At 70.3% G+C, this 18,799-nt stretch carries 11 protein-coding genes and 3 rRNA genes; 3 read left to right on the forward strand and 11 right to left on the reverse strand.

The features are described 5' to 3' along the window. Positions 1-67 precede the first annotated feature (67 nt). From Q2K19_RS32280 to Q2K19_RS32300, 5 genes are all read right to left on the reverse strand, one after another. On the reverse strand, positions 68-3,799 hold the full coding sequence (locus tag Q2K19_RS32280) for a S8 family serine peptidase (RefSeq protein WP_302766154.1): 3,732 nt from the start codon (positions 3,797-3,799) through the stop codon (positions 68-70). Positions 3,800-4,467: 668 nt separating this feature from the next. After that, positions 4,468-5,352: an NAD kinase gene (locus Q2K19_RS32285; RefSeq protein ID WP_302766155.1), complete on the reverse strand. Its 885-nt coding sequence runs from the start codon at positions 5,350-5,352 to the stop codon at positions 4,468-4,470. After that, the gene (locus Q2K19_RS32290) at positions 5,349-6,194 is read right to left on the reverse strand and encodes a TlyA family RNA methyltransferase (RefSeq protein WP_302766156.1); all 846 of its coding nucleotides are present in this window, start codon (positions 6,192-6,194) and stop codon (positions 5,349-5,351) included. The genes Q2K19_RS32285 and Q2K19_RS32290 overlap by 4 nt, the downstream gene beginning before the upstream one ends. Before the next feature lie 22 nt (positions 6,195-6,216). Continuing rightward, positions 6,217-6,450 (reverse strand): hypothetical protein, encoded by a 234-nt coding sequence (locus tag Q2K19_RS32295; protein ID WP_302766157.1) that lies wholly within the window; start codon positions 6,448-6,450, stop codon positions 6,217-6,219. After that, a complete protein-coding gene (locus Q2K19_RS32300; protein WP_302766159.1) occupies positions 6,447-6,956 on the reverse strand; it encodes a phasin family protein in 510 nt (169 codons plus the stop codon). The genes Q2K19_RS32295 and Q2K19_RS32300 overlap by 4 nt, the downstream gene beginning before the upstream one ends. 114 nt (positions 6,957-7,070) lie before the next feature. On the opposite strand from Q2K19_RS32300, the gene Q2K19_RS32305 reads away from it, so the two are divergent. Beyond that, complete coding sequence (locus Q2K19_RS32305) at positions 7,071-7,406, forward strand: SCP2 sterol-binding domain-containing protein (protein WP_302766161.1); 336 nt, start codon at positions 7,071-7,073, stop codon at positions 7,404-7,406. Between the two features lie 12 nt (positions 7,407-7,418). Here Q2K19_RS32305 and Q2K19_RS32310 read toward each other — a convergent pair whose 3' ends face one another. Further along, positions 7,419-8,438 carry an HAD-IIA family hydrolase gene (locus tag Q2K19_RS32310; protein ID WP_302766162.1) on the reverse strand — a complete coding sequence of 340 codons (1,020 nt, stop codon included), beginning with the start codon at positions 8,436-8,438 and terminating at the stop codon, positions 7,419-7,421. Next, positions 8,435-9,526 (reverse strand): hypothetical protein, encoded by a 1,092-nt coding sequence (locus Q2K19_RS32315; RefSeq protein WP_446839724.1) that lies wholly within the window; start codon positions 9,524-9,526, stop codon positions 8,435-8,437. Before Q2K19_RS32315 ends, Q2K19_RS32310 begins: the two co-directional genes overlap by 4 nt. Here Q2K19_RS32315 and Q2K19_RS32320 point away from each other — a divergent pair. Then, positions 9,443-11,059 carry a hypothetical protein gene (locus Q2K19_RS32320; protein ID WP_302766164.1) on the forward strand — a complete coding sequence of 539 codons (1,617 nt, stop codon included), beginning with the start codon at positions 9,443-9,445 and terminating at the stop codon, positions 11,057-11,059. The two genes, Q2K19_RS32315 and Q2K19_RS32320, sit on opposite strands and share 84 nt — an antisense overlap. Positions 11,060-11,151: 92 nt before the next feature. Here Q2K19_RS32320 and rrf read toward each other — a convergent pair. The 4 genes from rrf to tyrS all read right to left on the reverse strand — a co-directional run bounded on the left by rrf (position 11,152) and on the right by tyrS (position 18,270). Then, positions 11,152-11,268, reverse strand: a 5S ribosomal RNA gene (rrf, locus tag Q2K19_RS32325). Positions 11,269-11,346: 78 nt separating this feature from the next. Beyond that, positions 11,347-14,456, reverse strand: a 23S ribosomal RNA gene (locus tag Q2K19_RS32330). A gap of 369 nt (positions 14,457-14,825) precedes the next feature. Then, positions 14,826-16,341 (reverse strand): 16S ribosomal RNA (locus tag Q2K19_RS32335). Together the 16S, 23S and 5S rRNA genes form the textbook arrangement of a ribosomal RNA operon. A gap of 645 nt (positions 16,342-16,986) precedes the next feature. After that, positions 16,987-18,270 (reverse strand): tyrosine--tRNA ligase, encoded by a 1,284-nt coding sequence (tyrS, locus tag Q2K19_RS32340; protein ID WP_302772873.1) that lies wholly within the window; start codon positions 18,268-18,270, stop codon positions 16,987-16,989. A gap of 103 nt (positions 18,271-18,373) precedes the next feature. Here tyrS and Q2K19_RS32345 point away from each other — a divergent pair, with 103 nt between their 5' ends. Then, on the forward strand, positions 18,374-18,763 hold the full coding sequence (locus Q2K19_RS32345) for a PaaI family thioesterase (RefSeq protein WP_302766165.1): 390 nt from the start codon (positions 18,374-18,376) through the stop codon (positions 18,761-18,763). Positions 18,764-18,799 lie beyond the last annotated feature (36 nt).

The following is an 18,799-nucleotide window of genomic DNA, read 5'->3' on the forward strand; positions in this document are numbered from 1 at the left end:
GACGGGCACGACGAACCGATGGGAGGCGTCCGCGCGGGTCGGGGGGGTGCCCCGCGCGGACGCCGGCTCATCCCAGCCCGTACGCGTCGAGCACGGTCTGGTCGACGGTGTTGCCGGCGCGGTCGCCCGCGTGCACCCGCAGCGACACCGTGCCGTCACCGGCCGGCACCGTCGCGGTGAACCGGGCGCCGGACCCGCGCACCGGCACCGACCGCCAGCTCTGCCCGCCGTCGAACGACACCTCGACGCGCACCCCGACGCCGGTCGGTGCCGGCACGCCGGCCGGCTGGCGCAGGGTCAGCCCGAGCTGGTGCGGCCGACCGCCGGGCACGTCGCCTCGCAGGTCCGCCGGGACCTGGTAGTCGACCTGGAGCAGCGGCAGCGGCTGGGTGGCGTCCCCGGCCGGGCGGGCCGAGGTGAACTGCCACGCCGTTTCGGTGCTGGTGGCCCGGCGCCACTCGTCCGAGGACCGCTTCGTGGTCAGGTCCAGCCGGTAGCGGGCCGCACCCGGGGTGGTCGGCACGGGTGCCCAGCCACCGGAGAGGTCGGCGATCTGCTGCCCGTCCCGGCTCACCCGGCGCTCGACGGTGTCCTGCTCCTCGCCCCAGCCGGCCGGGGCGTAGTGGCCCTCGGCGTCGACGAACTCGGCCACCCGCAGGTTCAGGGTGTCGCCGGTACGCGTGGGCGCCGGCGACCCGCCGCCCGCCGGCACGGCCGGACGGACCACCGGGGCGTGCCAGGTCTCGGTGACCCGGTCGTCGGCCGCGTACCGCCGGGGCTGCTCGGTGAGCCCGCCGAGCAGCGGCCCCCAGGACCAGGTGAGTCGGTGCAGCACCCGCTGCTGCCACCAGGAGTCCCCGGCGCTGACGAACTCCTGCCGCGTGGTGCCGGTACGCACCATCCGCTGGTCGTCGTTCCAGGAGTACTCCTGCCACGGGCGCCAGCCGAACCGCTGCTCGCTGGCCCAGTCCAACCCGCCGGTGTCGGCGTAGCGGGCGGTCACCTCGGCGGTGTTGTCCGCGGTCACCGTGTGCACGATCTGGTCCGGGACGCGGCCCTTCGACACCTGCCACACGTCGTACAGGTAGGGGCTGTCCACGGTCAGCGTCAGGTCCAGGGTCGCCCGGCCGCTCTTCGCCGCCCCGATCATCGGCTGCCCGTCGTCGTACGCGACCACCAGCGACGGGATCGGCAGGCGGTCCCCGTCCGGACGCCAGACCGTCCACGCGCTCCGATCCGCCGGGCGGACGATGAGCACCATGGCGGCGCCGGCCGCCGTGGCGTCGGCGATCTGGTCCTCCTCGGCGCGTTCGTAGCTGCCGGCGACCAGCGCGGCCGCACCGCGGACCCCGGCCCGGGCCAGCTCGGCGGCGGTGCCGTCGCCCGCCCAGACCAGCGGCAGCTTCCGCCGGCCGGCCGGCGCCGGCGACTGGCCCAGCAGGTTGATGTCCAGCGGACCGGAGACGTTGCTGACCTTGGCGTCCACCATGGGCGCGACCAGCTGCCAGCGCGAGGCGAACTCGAACTCACCCTGGCGCACCGGCCGGGTCGGCGTGACGTTCACCTGCTGGGTGGTGCTGAAGTTCATCACGCCGTGGTCGACCTGCCGGCCGTTGCCGAAGATCCGGTGCTCGTAGAAGCTGATCGCGGCCCGCTGCTCGGTGGGCTTCGGCGTCTCGATCCGCACCGGGGTGCCCTTGCGCGGGTCGAGCACCACGGTGAGGTCCCGGTCGACCATCAGCTCGGGGTCGGTGACGAGGGTGATCTGCTCGTCCAGTGGGGCGCCGTGCTCGATCAGGCCCTCCAGCAGGTACGGACCCTCCTCGACCTGCACCTGCCACCCGGTGGGGGGAAGCCAGAGCAGCTGGTCCGACTCGGGGTGCTCACCGAAGAGGGTGACCACCGGCGAGAGGCCGGGCTGCCCGGCCATGTCCAGGGCGCGCAGGGTGACGGTGTGGATCGGGCCGCTGAGGGTGAGCCCGACCGCGGTACGCACCGCGACGCCGTCCGCGCCGGTGGCCACCAGCCACCCGCCGTGCGGTCCCCGGTCCAGCTTCGCCGGGTCGGCGCGCAGCGGGACGGCCACACTGCCGCCGGCGGGCACGGTCACCTCGGTGAGGCCGGCCGACACCCCGTCGGTCTCCGCCGCGCCGGTGTCCAGGTTGCGCAGCTCCAGCGCCAGGTGCAGGGTCTGCGCCGCCGCGGTGCCGTTGGTGTACGTCACGGTCCGCGCCTCGGCCGCGCCACCGGTCGCCAGCCGGCCGAAGTCGGCGGTGGCCGAGCCGTACACCCGCTGGCCGAGCGCCCGGGCAACGTCGACCCGGCCGCCACCCTGCTCGAAGACCGTCAGCGCCGGGTTGTTCTTCGCGGTGCTGACCAGGGCGTCCTTGAGCTTCCCGGCGGTCCAGTCGGGGTGTTCCTGGGCGAGGATCGCGGCCGCGCCGGCCACGTGGGGAGTCGCCATCGAGGTGCCGGACGCCCGCGTGTACGCGTCGTCCACGGGCGTACCCATGCTGGTGCCGGCGGCCCGGGCGGCGACGATGCCGACGCCGGGCGCGGTGATCTCCGGCTTCAGGCCGTTGTCGCCCAGCCGCGGGCCGCGGCTGGAGAAATCGGCCAGGTTGTCGCCGCGGTCCACCGCGCCGACGGTGAGCGCCGCGCTGGCCGCGCCCGGCGTCCCGACGGTACGCGCCGCGCCCTCGTTGCCGGCGGCGATCACGAAGAGCGCGCCGGTCTCGGCGGTCAGGTCGTTGACCGCCTGGCTCATCGGGTCGGTGCCGTCGGTCGGGGGGCCGCCCAGGCTCATGCTGATCACCTTCGCGCCGGAGTGGGCGGCCCACTCCATGCCCGCGATGATGGAGGAGTCGTAGCCGGAGCCGTCGTCGCCCAGCACCTTTCCGATCAGCAGCTGCGCGCCGGGCGCGACGCCCTTGCGCAGCCCGTCGGAGGCGGCGCCGCTGCCGGCGATGGTGGCCGCCACGTGGGTGCCGTGGCCGTGGCCGTCCCGGGCGCTGCCGCTGCCGGAGAAGTCCTGCGCCTCGGCGATCCGCCCGGCCAGGTCGGGGTGGGTGGCGTCGACGCCGGTGTCGAGGACCGCGACCCGGACGCCGCTGCCGTCCCGGCCGGCCGCCCAGGCCGCCGGGGCGCCGATCTGCGGCACGCTGTGCTCCAGCGCCGGGTGGACCTGCCCGTCCAGCCAGACGCGGGCGATGCCGGCGCCGAGCCGGGGCGCGCCGGCGGTGGTCCGGGCCTCCGGCGTGCCGCGCAGCGTGGTCCACAGGCCGCGGAGGTCGGCCTTGCCGACCCGCAGCGCCGCGCCGTTGATGCTCTCCAGCGGCCGGGCGGCGGTGGCGCCGGCCAGCGGTCGGACCCGGCCGGCGGCCGGCTGCTGGTAGCGGACGATCAGCGGCAGCGCGCCCTGCGCGGCGTCGCCGTAGCCCTGGGCGACCAGCTCCTGCACGTCGAACAGGTTCGGGTCGAGGACCCCGGCCGAGACGTACGGGACGACGTCGCTGGGCAGCACGCGCAGCCCGCCGTCGGCCTGCACGGTCTGGAAGGTGATCCGCTCCCGGCCGGCGCCGGGGTGGACGGTGGCGGCGACCCGGCCGGGCGCGGCCTGGGCGAGCTCGATCTGGTCGCCGGTGATCAGAGTGACGCGGGCTGGTGCGACGCCCGGGGTGGACGCGCCCCGGCTCGGCTCGGCGGGTCGGGCGGGTGGGTCGGCGGCCGCCGGGACGGCGAGCCCGACCACCAGCGCGCCGACCGCGCCGGCGGCGAGCCAGCGTGGGGACCGGTGCATGCGATGCGCTCCTCTACTCCGATGCCGGCCCTTAAGGAGGTCGGCCGACCGGAGTCTGCGACGGAGATCATCGGTTGGTCACTAGGTAGCGCCCGCCGCACCGGCGACTTGTCGCCAGGTGGACAGCGCGGGACCGCGGGATGTCCGGCTTGTTGCCGCCGGATGCCGGCCGTCGGGTCGGGCCGACGGCCGGGGGTCGATGTCGGGGTGCCGGACGAGTCGCTCGCCGCTCGGCCCGGGAGCCGCCGCTTCCTCCGGCGGCAGCTCGCCGGCCTGACCGACCTGACCGGGGTCGAATCCCGGCCGGGTCCGGCGCACCGGTCCGCCCGCCGCGGCCGGCCGCGACTCCTCCGGCACCCCGACCGTCGTGGTCCCGACCACCCCCTGGCCAGGGCCACGACCGCCGGACCGCGCGTCCGGGCGACACGGGCCTCACCGCTCGCCCGGACTCCACCTCAGCGCAGTCCGTACGCTCCGCTCGCCGTCCGATGACGGCGCTGCCGGCCTCGGCGGCGACCAGCCGGCGGCGGGCGGGGCCCGGCGTCCGGGGACGCGGCGCCGGCACGTCGTCGTCGAGGGAGGCCCCTACCGTAACCCCACGGGGCCGCCGCCCGGGTACCCCGAACCGCCGAGCGGGACCGGCCCGCCGGCCCACGCTGAGCGGTGGCTCAGCGGCGGCTGCCACGCCAGCCCTGCACCGGCAGGTCGAACTTGGCGACCAGCCGGTCGGTGAACGGGCGCGCCTTGAGCCGGACGATGCGCACCGGCAGCGCTCCCCGCCGCACCGTGACCCGCGCGCCCGGCGGCAGGTCGTAGACCCGGCGCCCGTCGCAGCAGAGCACCGCCAGGGTGGTGAACGGGTCCACGGTGATCGAGAAGGTCGAGGTCGGGGCGGTCACCAGCGGCCGGCTGAACAGCGCGTGCGCGCTGATCGGCACCAGCAGCAGCGCCTCCACCTCCGGCCAGACCACCGGCCCGCCGCCTGAGAAGGCGTACGCGGTGGAGCCGGTCGGGGTGGCGCAGACCACCCCGTCGCAGCCGTACCGGGACAGCGGCCGGCCGTCCACGTCGACGAGCAGCTCCAGCATCTGGGCCCGCTCGCCCTTCTCCACGCTGATCTCGTTGAGCGCCCACGACTCGATGGTCGGGCCGCCGTCGAACTCGGCGGTCACGTCGAGGGTGAGCCGTTCGTCCACGGTGTAGTTGCGGCCGACCACGTCGCGTACCGCGCTGTCCAGGTCGTCGATCTCCGCCTCGGCGAGGAAGCCCACCTTGCCGAGATTGATGCCGAGCAGCGGCGCCTTCGCCGGGCGGGCCAGCTCGGCGGCGCGCAGGAAGGTGCCGTCTCCGCCCAGCGCGAAGACGATCTCGGCACCCTCGGCGGCCTCCGGCCCGGTCACCGGCACCACGCCGGGCAGGTCCAGGTCGTCGGCCTCCTCGGCGACCACCCGCACCTCGAAGCCGGCCGCGATGAGGTCGGCCGCCACCGCCCGGGCGTGCTCGGTGCTGCGTCGACGGCCGGTGTGCGTCACCAGCAGAGCGGTCCGGCTCACCCGGACACCTCCTCGTCCGTGGGCTCCGACGGGAACCCCTGCGGCCCGGCGGCCACCACCGCGCGGACCCGGTCGGGGTCCGCGGCGGGCGCGTCCCGGCGTAACCATACGAAGAACTCGACGTTGCCGCTCGGCCCCGGCAGCGGGCTGGCGGCCACGTCGGCCAGCCCCAGGCCGAGCTGGGCCGCGGCGGCGGCCACGTCGAGCACCGCCTCCGCGCGCAGCGCCGGGTCGCGGACCACCCCGCCGGCGCCGACCCGCTCCCTGCCCACCTCGAACTGCGGCTTGACCATCAGCGCGAGGTCGCCGTCGGGCTTCGTGCAGCCGGCCAGGGCCGGCAGCACCAGCCGCAGCGAGATGAACGACAGGTCGGCCACCGTGAGGTCCACCTCGCCGCCGATCGCCTCCGGGGTGAGGGTACGGACGTTGGTGCGCTCGAAGACGCGCACCCGCTCGTCGGTCCGCAGCGACCAGGCGAGCTGGCCGTAGCCGACGTCGACGGCCACCACCTCGGCGGCGTCGGCGCGCAGCAGCACGTCGGTGAAGCCGCCGGTGGAGGCGCCCGCGTCCAGGCAGCGCCGCCCGGCGACGGTCAACCCACCGGGGGCGAACGCGTTGAGCGCGCCGGCCAGCTTGTGCCCGCCCCGGGAGACGTACTCCGAGCCGGGGTCGGCGCCGGTGACCAGCAGCGGGTCGGCGGGGTCGACCATCGCGGCGGGCTTGCGCGCCGGCACCCCGCGCAGCTGGACGCGGCCGGCCTCCACCAGCGCGGCGGCCTGCTCGCGGGAGCGGGCCAGGCCGCGGCGGACGAGTTCGGCATCCAGCCGGGTACGACGTGCCATGGGTGGTTCTTCTCCGCCTCGGTCAGGCCTGGTCGATGCTGGCCAGGGTCTCGCGCAGCGTCTCGTACGCCGCCTCGTACTGGGCGATCTGGTCGGCCGGGGAGAGCGCCTCGGCGTTGACCATGGCGTGCACGGCGGCGTCCACCGCGGGGTGTCGGGCGTCCCCGACGTCCTCGACCGGCGCCGGCCGGACGCCCGGGGGCGGGCCGGGACGGGGGCCGCCGGGCGGTGGGCCGGGACGGTACGGCGCGGTCACGACTCGGCACCGCCGCTCTGCTTGGGGCCGGGCGCCTTCTTCGCCGGGGTGCGGGACACGGTCGCCGGCGGCTTCTTCGCGATCGCCTTCTTGGCCACGGCCTTCTTCGCCACGGCCTTGCTCGGCGCTCCCGCCTCCGCCGCGGGCGCGCCGGAGGTCGGGGCGGGGCCGGTCGGGGCGGCGGAGGGTGCCGCGGCCGGGGCCGCCTTCGCCTCGCGCAGCTGCCGCTCCAGCTCGCGCACCCGGCGGGTCAGCTCGGCGACCTCGTCGGCGGTGGCCAGCCCGACCGCGCCCAACGCCCGGTCGACCTCGAAGCGGACCAGCTTGGTCAGCGCCTCCCGGTTCGCCAGGCCGGTGGAGACCAGCTCCTCGGCGAGGGTCTGGAGCTGGGCGGCGGTCGCGCCGCCCTGGCCGACGACGCGCCGCACCGCGTCCTGGGCCTTCTTCCGGGGCGCCTCCGTCAGGCCCATGGCCAGCTCGAGGTAGGCGCGCCACGCGTCCTGCATGCCTGAGTCCTTCCGCGGTGCGGGGGGTGTGCAGGTGTCACGCTACCGGGCGCCCGGGACGCCCCATTGCGGTACGGTGCCGGGGAACGGCGTGGCGCGTGATGAGGAGACGATGTGGCCAGCGTGGACGAGTGCCGGCAGGCGTTGCAGGAGCTGGCCGCCCGGCTGGACCGTCACGCCGAGGTGCAGGGGCGGATCGACCTGGACCGCACCCTGGCCTGCCGGATCACCGACCTGGACACCGCGTTCCACGGCCGCATCGAGGGCGGGCGGCTGGTCGACCTCACCGACGGCGACGACCCGAAGGCCAAGATCGCGCTCAGCACCAGCAGCGACGACCTGGTCGCCCTGGTGCACGGCAAGCTCGACATCACCCAGGCGGTCACCTCGCGCCGGGTGTCCGTCAAGGCCAACCCGTTCGACCTGTTGAAGCTCCGCAAGCTGCTCTGAACGGCCGGGCCGTCAGGCCACCAGGCCGAGCGCGGCGAGGGCCTCCTCCGCCGCCGGGGAGGCCGCCCGCACCCGCGCGGCGGCGCCCGTCGACCAGGCCGCCGCGCAGAGCGCGGCCAGGGCGTCGAGCGGGCGTCCCGCACCGTCGAGGAGCAGGCCACCGTCGGTCGCCGTCGCCGACCAGCCGCCGCCGTCCGGGGCGCCCGGCAGCGGGACCACCGCCGCCGGGTCGAAGAGTCCCGTCAGGTCGACGGAGACGTACGTGGGCCGGCGCGCGACGGGGGCGGCCAGCAACTCGGGTACGTCGCTGACGCCGGTGAGCACCAGCAGGCTGTCCAGCCCGGCCCGGCCGGCGCCCTCGATGTCGGTGTCCAGGCGGTCTCCGACCACGAGGGTCCGTCCCTGGCCGGCCCGGCGGGCGGCGGTGGCGAACAACGCCGGCTCCGGCTTGCCCACCACCACGTCCGGGTCGCGGCCGAGGGCGGTGCGCAGCACCGCCACCAGCGACCCGTTACCGGGCAGCGGGCCGCGCGGGCTGGGCAGCGTGCGGTCGGTGTTCGTCGCGTACCAGGGGGCGCCGGCCCGGACCGCCAGCGACGCCTCGGCCAGGTCGACCCAGCCGACCTGCGGCCCGTAGCCCTGGGCGACCGCCGCCGGGTTCTCGTCGACCGTCGACACCGGGCGCAGGCCGACCGCCCGCAGCTCGGCGCGGAGCGCCTCCGCCCCGACCACCAGCACCGGCGCGCCGGCGGGCAGCCGGTCCCGGAGCAGTTCGGCGGTGGCGGCGGCGGAGGTGAGCACCTCCTCCGGCCGGGCCGGGACGCCCATCCCGGTCAGCAGGTCGGCCACCTCGCTGGAGCGCCGCGAGGCGTTGTTCGTCGCGTACGCGACCGCCCGGCCCTCGGCGTGCAGCCGGCCGACCGCCTCGACCGCGCCGGGGATCGGCCGGTCGATCAGGTAGATCACCCCGTCCAGGTCGAACACGACCAGGGTGTACCCGTCGACCAGCCGTCCCCCGGCGCTCCCGGTCACCGGCGGTCCGCCTCCGCGTCCCGCCCCGGCTCGTCACCCTGGGCCGCGTCGCGGCTGTCGTCGGCGATCGACCGCGCCTGCGCGTCGGTCAGCTCGTCGTCGCCGAGGTCCGCGGCGTCCCGGTCCCGGTATCCCGCCGCCTCGCCGCGCCGGCCCACGCCGTCGGCGTCCCGGTCGTCGCGCAGGCGCGCGTCGCCGTCCCGGTCGTCGTCGAGGTCGTCGTCCTCGAAGTCCGCGTCCTCGTCGTCCTCGTCGTCCTCGTCGTCCTCGTCGAGGTCGTCGTCCTCGTCGTCGGCCTCGTCCGCGTCGCCGTCCAGGTCGTCGTCCGCGTCGAGGTCGTCGGAGTCGGCGCCGCCGGTCAGGTCGGCATCCGGACGGGCCGGCACGGCCCCGGGCGCACCCGGTCCGGCCGTGAACTCCTCGTCCTCGTCCTCGTCGCCCTCGATGACCACACCGTCGAGCTCCAGCAGCCGCTCGGCCGCGTCGGTCTCGCCCTCGGCGTCCAGGTCGGCCGCCCGGGAGAACCACTCCCGCGCCTCCTCGCGCCGGCCCACGGCCAGCAGCGCGTCCGCGTAGGCGTAGCGCAGCCGCGCCGCCCACGGCTCGGACGAGTCGGCGGTCAGCTCGGGCACCTGGAGCATGGCCACGGCCGCGTCCTTCTGCCCGAGGTCGCCGCGCGCCCCGGCGGCCACGATGAGCAGCTCGATCGCGACAGCCTGGTCGAGCTTGTCCCGGTCCGCGCCGCGGAACAGGTCGATGGCCCGCTCCGGGCGGCCCAGCGCCCGCTCGCAGTCCGCCAGTACCGCCAGGTGGCTCTGCAGCCCCGTCATCCGGTGGTACGTCCGCAGCTCGGCGATGGCCGTCTGCCACTCCCCGGCGTGGTACGCCGCCAGGCCGACGGCCTCCCGCACCGCCGCGATCCGCGAGGCGAGCCGGCGGGCCGCCATGGCGTGCGCCAGCGCCTCCGCCGGGTCGTCGTCGATCAGCAGGCCGGTCGCGACCAGGTGCCGGGCCACGCTCTCCGCCACCGGCTTGGCCAGCGACAGCAGCTCGGCCCGGACGCTCGAGTCGAGGTCACTGGCGACCACCTCATCCGGCAGCGCCGGCGCGGCCGCCCGCTCGCCCTCGCGCCCCTCGCCGCGCTCGCGCCGGTCGTCCCGCCGCTCCCGCTCCGGACCGTAACCGGTCGGCCGGCGGTCGCCGAAGGTCCGGCGCTCCCCGTCCCGCTCGGTACGCGCCGGACCGCCCCGGAAACCACCCTCGCGGTCCTCCCGGCGGAAGCCACCCTCACGGCGCTCGCCGCCGAAACCGCCCTCACGACGCTCGCCGCGGAAGCCGCCTTCACGACGCTCGCCGCCGCGGAAGCCGCCCTCACGACGCTCGCCGCCGCGGAAGCCGCCCTCACGACGCTCGCCGCCGCGGAAGCCGCCCTCACGACGCTCACCGCCGCGGAAGCCGCCCTCACGACGCTCGCCGCCGCGGAAGCCACCCTCGCGACGCTCACCGCCGCGGAAGCCACCCTCACGGTCGCCACCGCGGAAACCGCCTTCGCGCCGGTCGCCGCCGCGGAAGCCGCCCTCGCGACGCTCACCGCCGCGGAAGCCACCCTCACGATCGCCACCACGGAAGCCACCCTCGCGACGCTCACCGCCGCGGAAGCCACCCTCACGATCGCCACCGCGGAAACCGCCCTCACGGCGCTCACCGCCGCGGAAGCCACCCTCACGATCGCCACCACGGAAGCCACCCTCGCGACGCTCACCGCCGCGGAAGCCACCCTCACGGTCACCGCCACGGAAACCGCCTTCGCGCCGGTCACCGCCCCGGAAGCCACCTTCGCGACGCTCACCGCCGCGGAAGCCACCCTCACGATCGCCACCGCGGAAACCGCCCTCACGACGCTCACCGCCCCGGAAGCCACCCTCACGGTCACCGCCACGGAAGCCACCCTCGCGACGCTCACCGCCCCGGAAGCCACCCTCACGGTCACCGCCACGGAAGCCACCCTCACGGTCACCGCCACGGAAGCCACCCTCGCGCCGGTCACCGCCCCGGAAGCCACCTTCGCGACGCTCACCGCCGCGGAAGCCGCCCTCACGGTCGCCACCGCGGAAACCGCCCTCACGGCGGTCGCCACCGCGGAAGCCACCTTCGCGACGCTCGCCGCCCCGGAAGCCGCCCTCACGGTCGCCGCCGCGGAAGCCACCTTCGCGACGCTCGCCGCCCCGGAAGCCACCTTCGCGGTCGCCACCGCGGAAACCGCCCTCGCGACGCTCGCCGCCCCGGAAGCCGCCCTCACGGTCGCCACCGCGGAAACCGCCCTCACGGTCGCCACCGCGGAAACCGCCCTCACGGCGGTCGCCACCGCGGAAGCCGCCCTCACGGTCGCCACCGCGGAAGCCACCTTCGCGCGGGCCGGAGCGGAAGCCCGCGTCACGGTCCCCGCCGCGGAAACCGCCCTCGCGGCGGTCACCGCCGGAGCCACCCCGTGGGCCGCCCGAGCGGTCGTCGCGGCTGCCCCGGTACGACGGACGGTCGTCGCGGCGGGCGTCGTCGCGCCCCGGCCGGCGCTCGGCGCGGTCCTCGTAACGACGGGGGCGATCTTCGCCCTGCGGTCCTGAACTCACAGGTACATCCTTCCTGATTGCGTCTCCAGAGACGCTAACGCAGTCGAGGGCCGACCCTGCTGGGGCGGCCCTCGACTGGAAAGATTGTCCGGCGGTGTCCTACTCTCCCACACCCTCACGAGTGCAGTACCATCGGCGCTGGAGGGCTTAGCTTCCGGGTTCGGAATGTTACCGGGCGTTTCCCCTCCGCCATGACCGCCGTAACTCTATGAACATGTCAAAACAACCAATCGATGGTTGTTCGCTCGTTCAGAGTTGCACAGTGGACGCGTAGCAGCTTGGTAGTCAAGTCCTCGGCCTATTAGTACCGGTCAACTGAACCCGTTACCGGGCTTACATTTCCGGCCTATCAACCCAGTCGTCTAGCTGGGGGCCTTACCCACCCGAAGGTGGTGGGATACCTCATCTTGAAGCGAGCTTCCCGCTTAGATGCTTTCAGCGGTTATCCCTTCCGAACGTAGCTAACCAGCCGTGCCCCTGGCGGGACAACTGGCACACCAGAGGTTCGTCCGTCCCGGTCCTCTCGTACTAGGGACAGCCCTTCTCAAGTATCCTACGCGCACGGCGGATAGGGACCGAACTGTCTCACGACGTTCTAAACCCAGCTCGCGTACCGCTTTAATGGGCGAACAGCCCAACCCTTGGGACCTGCTACAGCCCCAGGATGCGACGAGCCGACATCGAGGTGCCAAACCATCCCGTCGATATGGACTCTTGGGGAAGATCAGCCTGTTATCCCCGGGGTACCTTTTATCCGTTGAGCGACACCGCTTCCACATGCCAGTGCCGGATCACTAGTCCCGACTTTCGTCCCTGCTCGACCTGTCAGTCTCACAGTCAAGCTCCCTTGTGCACTTGCACTCAACACCTGATTGCCAACCAGGCTGAGGGAACCTTTGGGCGCCTCCGTTACCCTTTAGGAGGCAACCGCCCCAGTTAAACTACCCACCAGACACTGTCCCTGAACCGGATAACGGTCCGAAGTTAGATACCCAAATCAACCAGAGTGGTATTTCAAGATTGCCTCCACCCGCACTGGCGTGCGAGCTTCACCGGCTCCCACCTATCCTACACAAGCTAACTCAAGTACCAATGTCAAGCTATAGTAAAGGTCCCGGGGTCTTTCCGTCCTGCCGCGCGTAACGAGCATCTTTACTCGTAATGCAATTTCGCCGGGCCTGTGGTTGAGACAGTGGGGAAGTCGTTACGCCATTCGTGCAGGTCGGAACTTACCCGACAAGGAATTTCGCTACCTTAGGATGGTTATAGTTACCACCGCCGTTTACTGGCGCTTAAGTTCTCCGCTTCGCCCCGAAGAGCTAACAGGTCCCCTTAACGTTCCAGCACCGGGCAGGCGTCAGTCCATATACATCGAATTACTTCTTCGCATGGACCTGTGTTTTTAGTAAACAGTCGCTTCCCCCTGCTCTCTGCGGCCATACAACGCTCCACCCGCGCGGGGCTTCACGTCTCCGGCCCCCCTTCTCCCTAAGTTACGGGGGCAATTTGCCGAGTTCCTTAACCACAGTTCGCCCGATCGCCTCGGTATTCTCTACCTGACCACCTGTGTCGGTTTGGGGTACGGGCCGCTAAGAACTCGCTAGAGGCTTTTCTCGGCAGCATAGGATCACTGACTTCACCTGAATCGGCTCGGCATCACGTCTCAGCCTATGTGTGCTGCGGATTTGCCTACAGCACGGCCTACACGCTTACCCCGGCACAACCACCGGCCGGGATCAGCTACCTTCCTGCGTCACCCCATCGCTTGACTACTACCCGTCAGGTTCCCACGCTCGCCGCTTCAGACCCGAAGGTCATCCACGGTTCGGGTGGTTAGCACAACGAGGTTCGTCAGGGTCGCTCTTTCGCGGGTACGGGAATATCAACCCGTTGTCCATCGACTACGCCTCTCGGCCTCGCCTTAGGTCCCGACTCACCCAGGGCGGATTAGCCTGGCCCTGGAACCCTTGGTCATCCGGCGGAAGGGTTTCTCACCCTTCTTTCGCTACTCATGCCTGCATTCTCACTCGTGCCGCGTCCACAACTAGGTCACCCCGTTGCTTCACCCCCGGCACGACGCTCCCCTACCCATCCACACACCTGCACAAGGAATCAAGTCCAAGCGAGGTTGAAATGTGAATGCCACAGCTTCGGCGGTGTGCTTGAGCCCCGCTACATTGTCGGCGCGGAACCACTTGACCAGTGAGCTATTACGCACTCTTTAAAGGGTGGCTGCTTCTAAGCCAACCTCCTGGTTGTCTATGCGACCCCACATCCTTTTCCACTTAGCACACGCTTAGGGGCCTTAGCTGGTGATCTGGGCTGTTTCCCTCTCGACTACGAAGCTTATCCCCCGCAGTCTCACTGCCGCGCTCTCACTTACCGGCATTCGGAGTTTGGCTGATTTCGGTAAGCTTGTGGGCCCCCTAGACCATCCAGTGCTCTACCTCCGGCAAGAAACACGCGACGCTGCACCTAAATGCATTTCGGGGAGAACCAGCTATCACGGAGTTTGATTGGCCTTTCACCCCTAACCACAGGTCATCCCCCAACTTTTCAACGTTGGTGGGTTCGGCCCTCCACGCGGTCTTACCCGCGCTTCAGCCTGCCCATGGCTAGATCACTCCGCTTCGGGTCTAGAGCATGCGACTGAATACGCCCTATTCAGACTCGCTTTCGCTACGGCTCCCCCACACGGGTTAACCTCGCCACATGCCACTAACTCGCAGGCTCATTCTTCAAAAGGCACGCCGTCACCCCGCAAGGCTCCGACGGATTGTAGGCGAACGGTTTCAGGTACTATTTCACTCCCCTCCCGGGGTACTTTTCACCATTCCCTCACGGTACTCGTCCGCTATCGGTCACCAGGAAGTATTTAGGCTTACCAGGTGGTCCTGGCAGATTCACGGCAGATTTCAGGGGTCCGCCGCTACTCGGGAACACCCACAGGAGACCAGCCACTTTCACCTACCGGACTATCACCGCCTACGGTTGGCTTTTCCACACCATTCGGCTAGCAGCTGGCTTTGTAACTCCTCAAACAAGTGTCAGCTTGTTTCGCAGGGTCCCACAACCCCGACCACGCAACCCCTGACAGGTATCACACGCAGCCGGTTTAGCCTCAATCCGCTTTCGCTCGCCACTACTCACGGAATCACTATTTGTTTTCTCTTCCTACGGGTACTGAGATGTTTCACTTCCCCGCGTTCCCCCCACACACCCTATGTGTTCAGGTGCGGGTGACACCACATGACTGGTGCCGGGTTTCCCCATTCGGACACCCTGGGATCACAGCTTGGTTGACAGCTCCCCCAGGCCTATCGCGGCCTCCCACGTCCTTCATCGGCTCCTGGTGCCAAGGCATCCACCGTTCGCCCTTGACAACTTGACCACAAAGATGCTCGCGTCCACTGTGCAATTCTCAACAAACGACCAACCCACAACCCGAACCGCGTGACACCAAACCCGACAACCGCCGGCGGTATGCCACACCAGGTCATGCCTGGCGCCCGACGAGCTGACCGCTCGTCACAAGGCTCTGAAAGACAACCGATGGTTGTTCCTTCAGGACCCAACAGGGTGCTCTACATCCTCCCCAGCCGCACCAGGACTTCGTTCCACACCACACGAGGTGGCCGTACTAGAAGGAACCCGGCCGTTGCCAGGGAAAGACTCGCCAGTGTCTCCGCCATCGAGCACCCCACCACCACATTCGGGCGGTGCGGGCTCCTGCACCCTTTCGGGTGAAGGTGCTCCTTAGAAAGGAGGTGATCCAGCCGCACCTTCCGGTACGGCTACCTTGTTACGACTTCGTCCCAATCGCCAGCCCCACCTTCGACGGCTCCCTCCCTTACGGGTTGGGCCACCGGCTTCGGGTGTTGCCGACTTTCGTGACGTGACGGGCGGTGTGTACAAGGCCCGGGAACGTATTCACCGCAGCGTTGCTGATCTGCGATTACTAGCGACTCCGACTTCACGGGGTCGAGTTGCAGACCCCGATCCGAACTGAGACCGGCTTTTTGGGATTCGCTCCACCTCACGGTATCGCAGCCCATTGTACCGGCCATTGTAGCATGCGTGAAGCCCTGGACATAAGGGGCATGATGACTTGACGTCATCCCCACCTTCCTCCGAGTTGACCCCGGCAGTCTTCGATGAGTCCCCGCCATAACGCGCTGGCAACATCGAACGAGGGTTGCGCTCGTTGCGGGACTTAACCCAACATCTCACGACACGAGCTGACGACAGCCATGCACCACCTGTGACCGCCCCCGAAGGACCCGACATCTCTGCCGGTTTTGCGGCCATGTCAAACCCAGGTAAGGTTCTTCGCGTTGCATCGAATTAATCCGCATGCTCCGCCGCTTGTGCGGGCCCCCGTCAATTCCTTTGAGTTTTAGCCTTGCGGCCGTACTCCCCAGGCGGGGCGCTTAATGCGTTAGCTGCGGCACAGGGAACCGGAGAGGCCCCCCACACCTAGCGCCCAACGTTTACAGCGTGGACTACCAGGGTATCTAATCCTGTTCGCTCCCCACGCTTTCGCTCCTCAGCGTCAGTATCGGCCCAGAGACCCGCCTTCGCCACCGGTGTTCCTCCTGATATCTGCGCATTTCACCGCTACACCAGGAATTCCAGTCTCCCCTACCGAACTCTAGCCTGCCCGTATCGACTGCAGGCCCGCAGTTGAGCTGCGGGTTTTCACAGTCGACGCGACAAGCCGCCTACGAGCTCTTTACGCCCAATAAATCCGGACAACGCTCGCGCCCTACGTCTTACCGCGGCTGCTGGCACGTAGTTGGCCGGCGCTTCTTCTGCAGGTACCGTCACTTACGCTTCGTCCCTGCTGAAAGAGGTTTACAACCCGAAGGCCGTCATCCCTCACGCGGCGTCGCTGCATCAGGCTTCCGCCCATTGTGCAATATTCCCCACTGCTGCCTCCCGTAGGAGTCTGGGCCGTGTCTCAGTCCCAGTGTGGCCGGTCGCCCTCTCAGGCCGGCTACCCGTCGTCGCCTTGGTAGGCCATCACCCCACCAACAAGCTGATAGGCCGCGAGCCCATCCCAGGCCGAAAAACTTTCCACCACCAGCCATGCGGCCGGTGGTCCTATTCGGTATTAGCCCCGGTTTCCCGGGGTTATCCCAAAGCCTAGGGCAGGTTGCTCACGTGTTACTCACCCGTTCGCCGCTCGAGTACCCCGAAGGGCCTTTCCGCTCGACTTGCATGTGTTAAGCACGCCGCCAGCGTTCGTCCTGAGCCAGGATCAAACTCTCCAACAAAAACTTGTTGAAAACATGTCCTGACAACAAAAGTGTTGCCAAAGGAATCCCAACCAGCCAAACCAAAAGGCTCGACCAGTCCGGGGTAATAAATCAATTTGGCACTGGCTTATCAAGCACCCTGTTGAGTTCTCAAAGAACAACCACACACCATCCGGAAACCCTCCACCAGGAGGACCCCCGTCCGGGGCATTTCGTCCAACCACACCCGCCGCTCTCGCGCCGGGCACCTTTACTACGTTACCCGGTGGTTTCTGCCGTGTCAAACCGGTGTTTCGCGGTTTGTCATTGCTTCCACCCTTTTGCCGGGCACCTCGATTCGACCGGCTCGCGCCGGGCGCTTCGAGGATTTCGGCAGGACGGCCGTTCGCGGTTTCCCGCTCGCTCGTCCGTTTCCCTGCCGGCCGTAAACCTTACCCGGTCGGTTCCGCCTCGCCAAATCCGCCTGCCGGCGAATCCGGGGCACCGCCCGGTCCAGGGCGCGATGGAGTCAACCATCCTCGCCTGGGGGTTTTTCCGCGCTCCGGCCTCCAGGTCTTTCGCCCTGTTTCGTCCGTTCCGCGCTGGCAGAGAGAAAGTTACGCGCCCAGCGGTTTGATCGTCAAATCCGCTGGGCGCGTCCCGCGTCACACTGTCGACGTACCGCTATTTGCGCAGGTCAACGCCAGCGAACGAGCGCTTGCCGCGGCGCAGCACCAGGTATCGGCCGTGCAGCAGGTCTGCCGGGGAGACGGTGGCGTCCACCTCGGCGATGCGGTTGTTGTTGACGTAGGCGCCGCCCTCGGCGATGACCCGCCGGGCCTCCTTCATGCTCGGCACCAGGCCCGACTCCTTGAGCAGGCCGGCGACGTCGGGCAGCTCGGTGAGGTGGATCAGGCCGGCCTCGGTCAGCGCCGCGCGCAGGGTCTCCGGGGTGAGTTCCTCGAGCGACCCCCGACCGAAGAGCGCCTGGCTGGCCGCGACCGCCTGCGCCATCTCCCGCTCGCCGTGCACCAGCGCGGTCAGCTCCTCGGCGAGCGCCCGCTGGGCGAGCCGCGCCTGCGGACGCTCCGCGGTGGCCTTCTCCAGCTCCTCCAGCTCCTCCCGGGAGCGGAAGCTGAAGTAGCGCAGGTAGCGGGTGACGTCACGGTCATCGGCGTTGAGCCAGAACTGATAGAAGGCGTACGGGCTGGTCATCTCGGGGTCGAGCCAGACCGCGCCGGTCTCGCTCTTGCCGAACTTGGTGCCGTCCGACTTGGTGACCAGCGGCGTGGTGAACGCCTGGACCGGGCCGGCGCCGCGGCGCCGGATGTAGTCCACGCCGGCGGTGATGTTGCCCCACTGGTCCGAGCCGCCGTACTGGAGCTGGCAGCCGTGCCGGCGGTGCAGCTCGAAGAAGTCGTTCGCCTGGAGCAGCTGGTAGCTGAACTCGGTGTAGCTGATGCCGCTCTCCAGCCGGGCCTTGACCACCTCGCGGGCCAGCATCTTGTTCACCGGGAAGTGCTTGCCGACGTCCCGGAGGAACTCCACCACGGACATCTCGGCGGTCCAGTCGAGGTTGTTCACCAGCCGGGCGGCGTTCTCCCCCTCGTACGAGACGAAGGGGGCGAGCTGGTCGTGGATGCGCCGGACCCAGCCCTCGACCACCTCGGGCGGGTTCAGCGTCCGCTCGGCGCTCTCCTTCGGGTCGCCGATCTGACCGGTGGCGCCGCCGACCAGCAGCAGCGGCCGGTGGCCGGCCAACTGGAGCCGGCGGGCCATCACGACCTGCATCAGGTTGCCGACGTGCAGGCTGGGCGCGGTCGGGTCGAAGCCCACATAGAAGGTGGTGCTCCCGCCGTCGAGCAGCTCGCGCAGCTCGTCGAGGCCGGTCGAGTCCTGGATCAGGCCCCGCCACAGCAGGTCTTCGGTCAGGGAGTCCCGCCCCTGCGGGAGGTTGCTGTCGGTCACGGTCACCAATTCTCCCCCATCACCGGCCCCGACCCGTACCGGGTTTGCCGACGGGGGCGACGACTAGGCTGGCGACGCCGTCGCGCGAGAGGGAGGGGTCGCCGTGGAGGAGCCGGATCTGACCGGGGGCTTCGTCGCCCTGCTGGGGCTGAAGTTCGACGAGGTGAGCGGGGACCGGGTGGTGATCCGCTGGCAGGTCCGTCCGGAGCTGCACCAGCCGTACGGGATCCAGCACGGCGGGGTCTACTGCTCGGTGGTGGAGACGGCGGCGAGCATCGGCGGCGCGCTGTGGCTGGGCGACAAGGGCAAGGTGGTCGGGGTGTCCAACCAGACCGACTTCCTGCGCGCCGTGCGCGAGGGTGAGCTGACCGCCGTGGGCACCCCGATCCACCGGGGCCGCAGCCAGCAGCTCTGGCTGGTGGAGATCACCGACGACGGCGGCCGGCTGGTGTCGCGCGGCCAGGTGCGACTGCAGAACCTCACCGCCGCCTGACCCGGCCGGATCGGCAGCCTGGCCGATTCGCCCGAA

The organism is Micromonospora sp. NBRC 110009 (genome assembly GCF_030518795.1).
Lineage (GTDB): Bacteria > Actinomycetota > Actinomycetes > Mycobacteriales > Micromonosporaceae > Micromonospora.

Bases quoted from the DNA above. Each gene is read 5' to 3' on its own strand.
- Q2K19_RS32290 (WP_302766156.1), bottom strand. From the start codon at position 6,194: ATGGCACGTCGTACCCGGCTGGATGCCGAACTCGTCCGCCGCGGCCTG.
- Q2K19_RS32280 (WP_302766154.1), bottom strand. From the start codon at position 3,799: ATGCACCGGTCCCCACGCTGGCTCGCCGCCGGCGCGGTCGGCGCGCTG.
- Q2K19_RS32300 (WP_302766159.1), bottom strand. From the start codon at position 6,956: ATGCAGGACGCGTGGCGCGCCTACCTCGAGCTGGCCATGGGCCTGACG.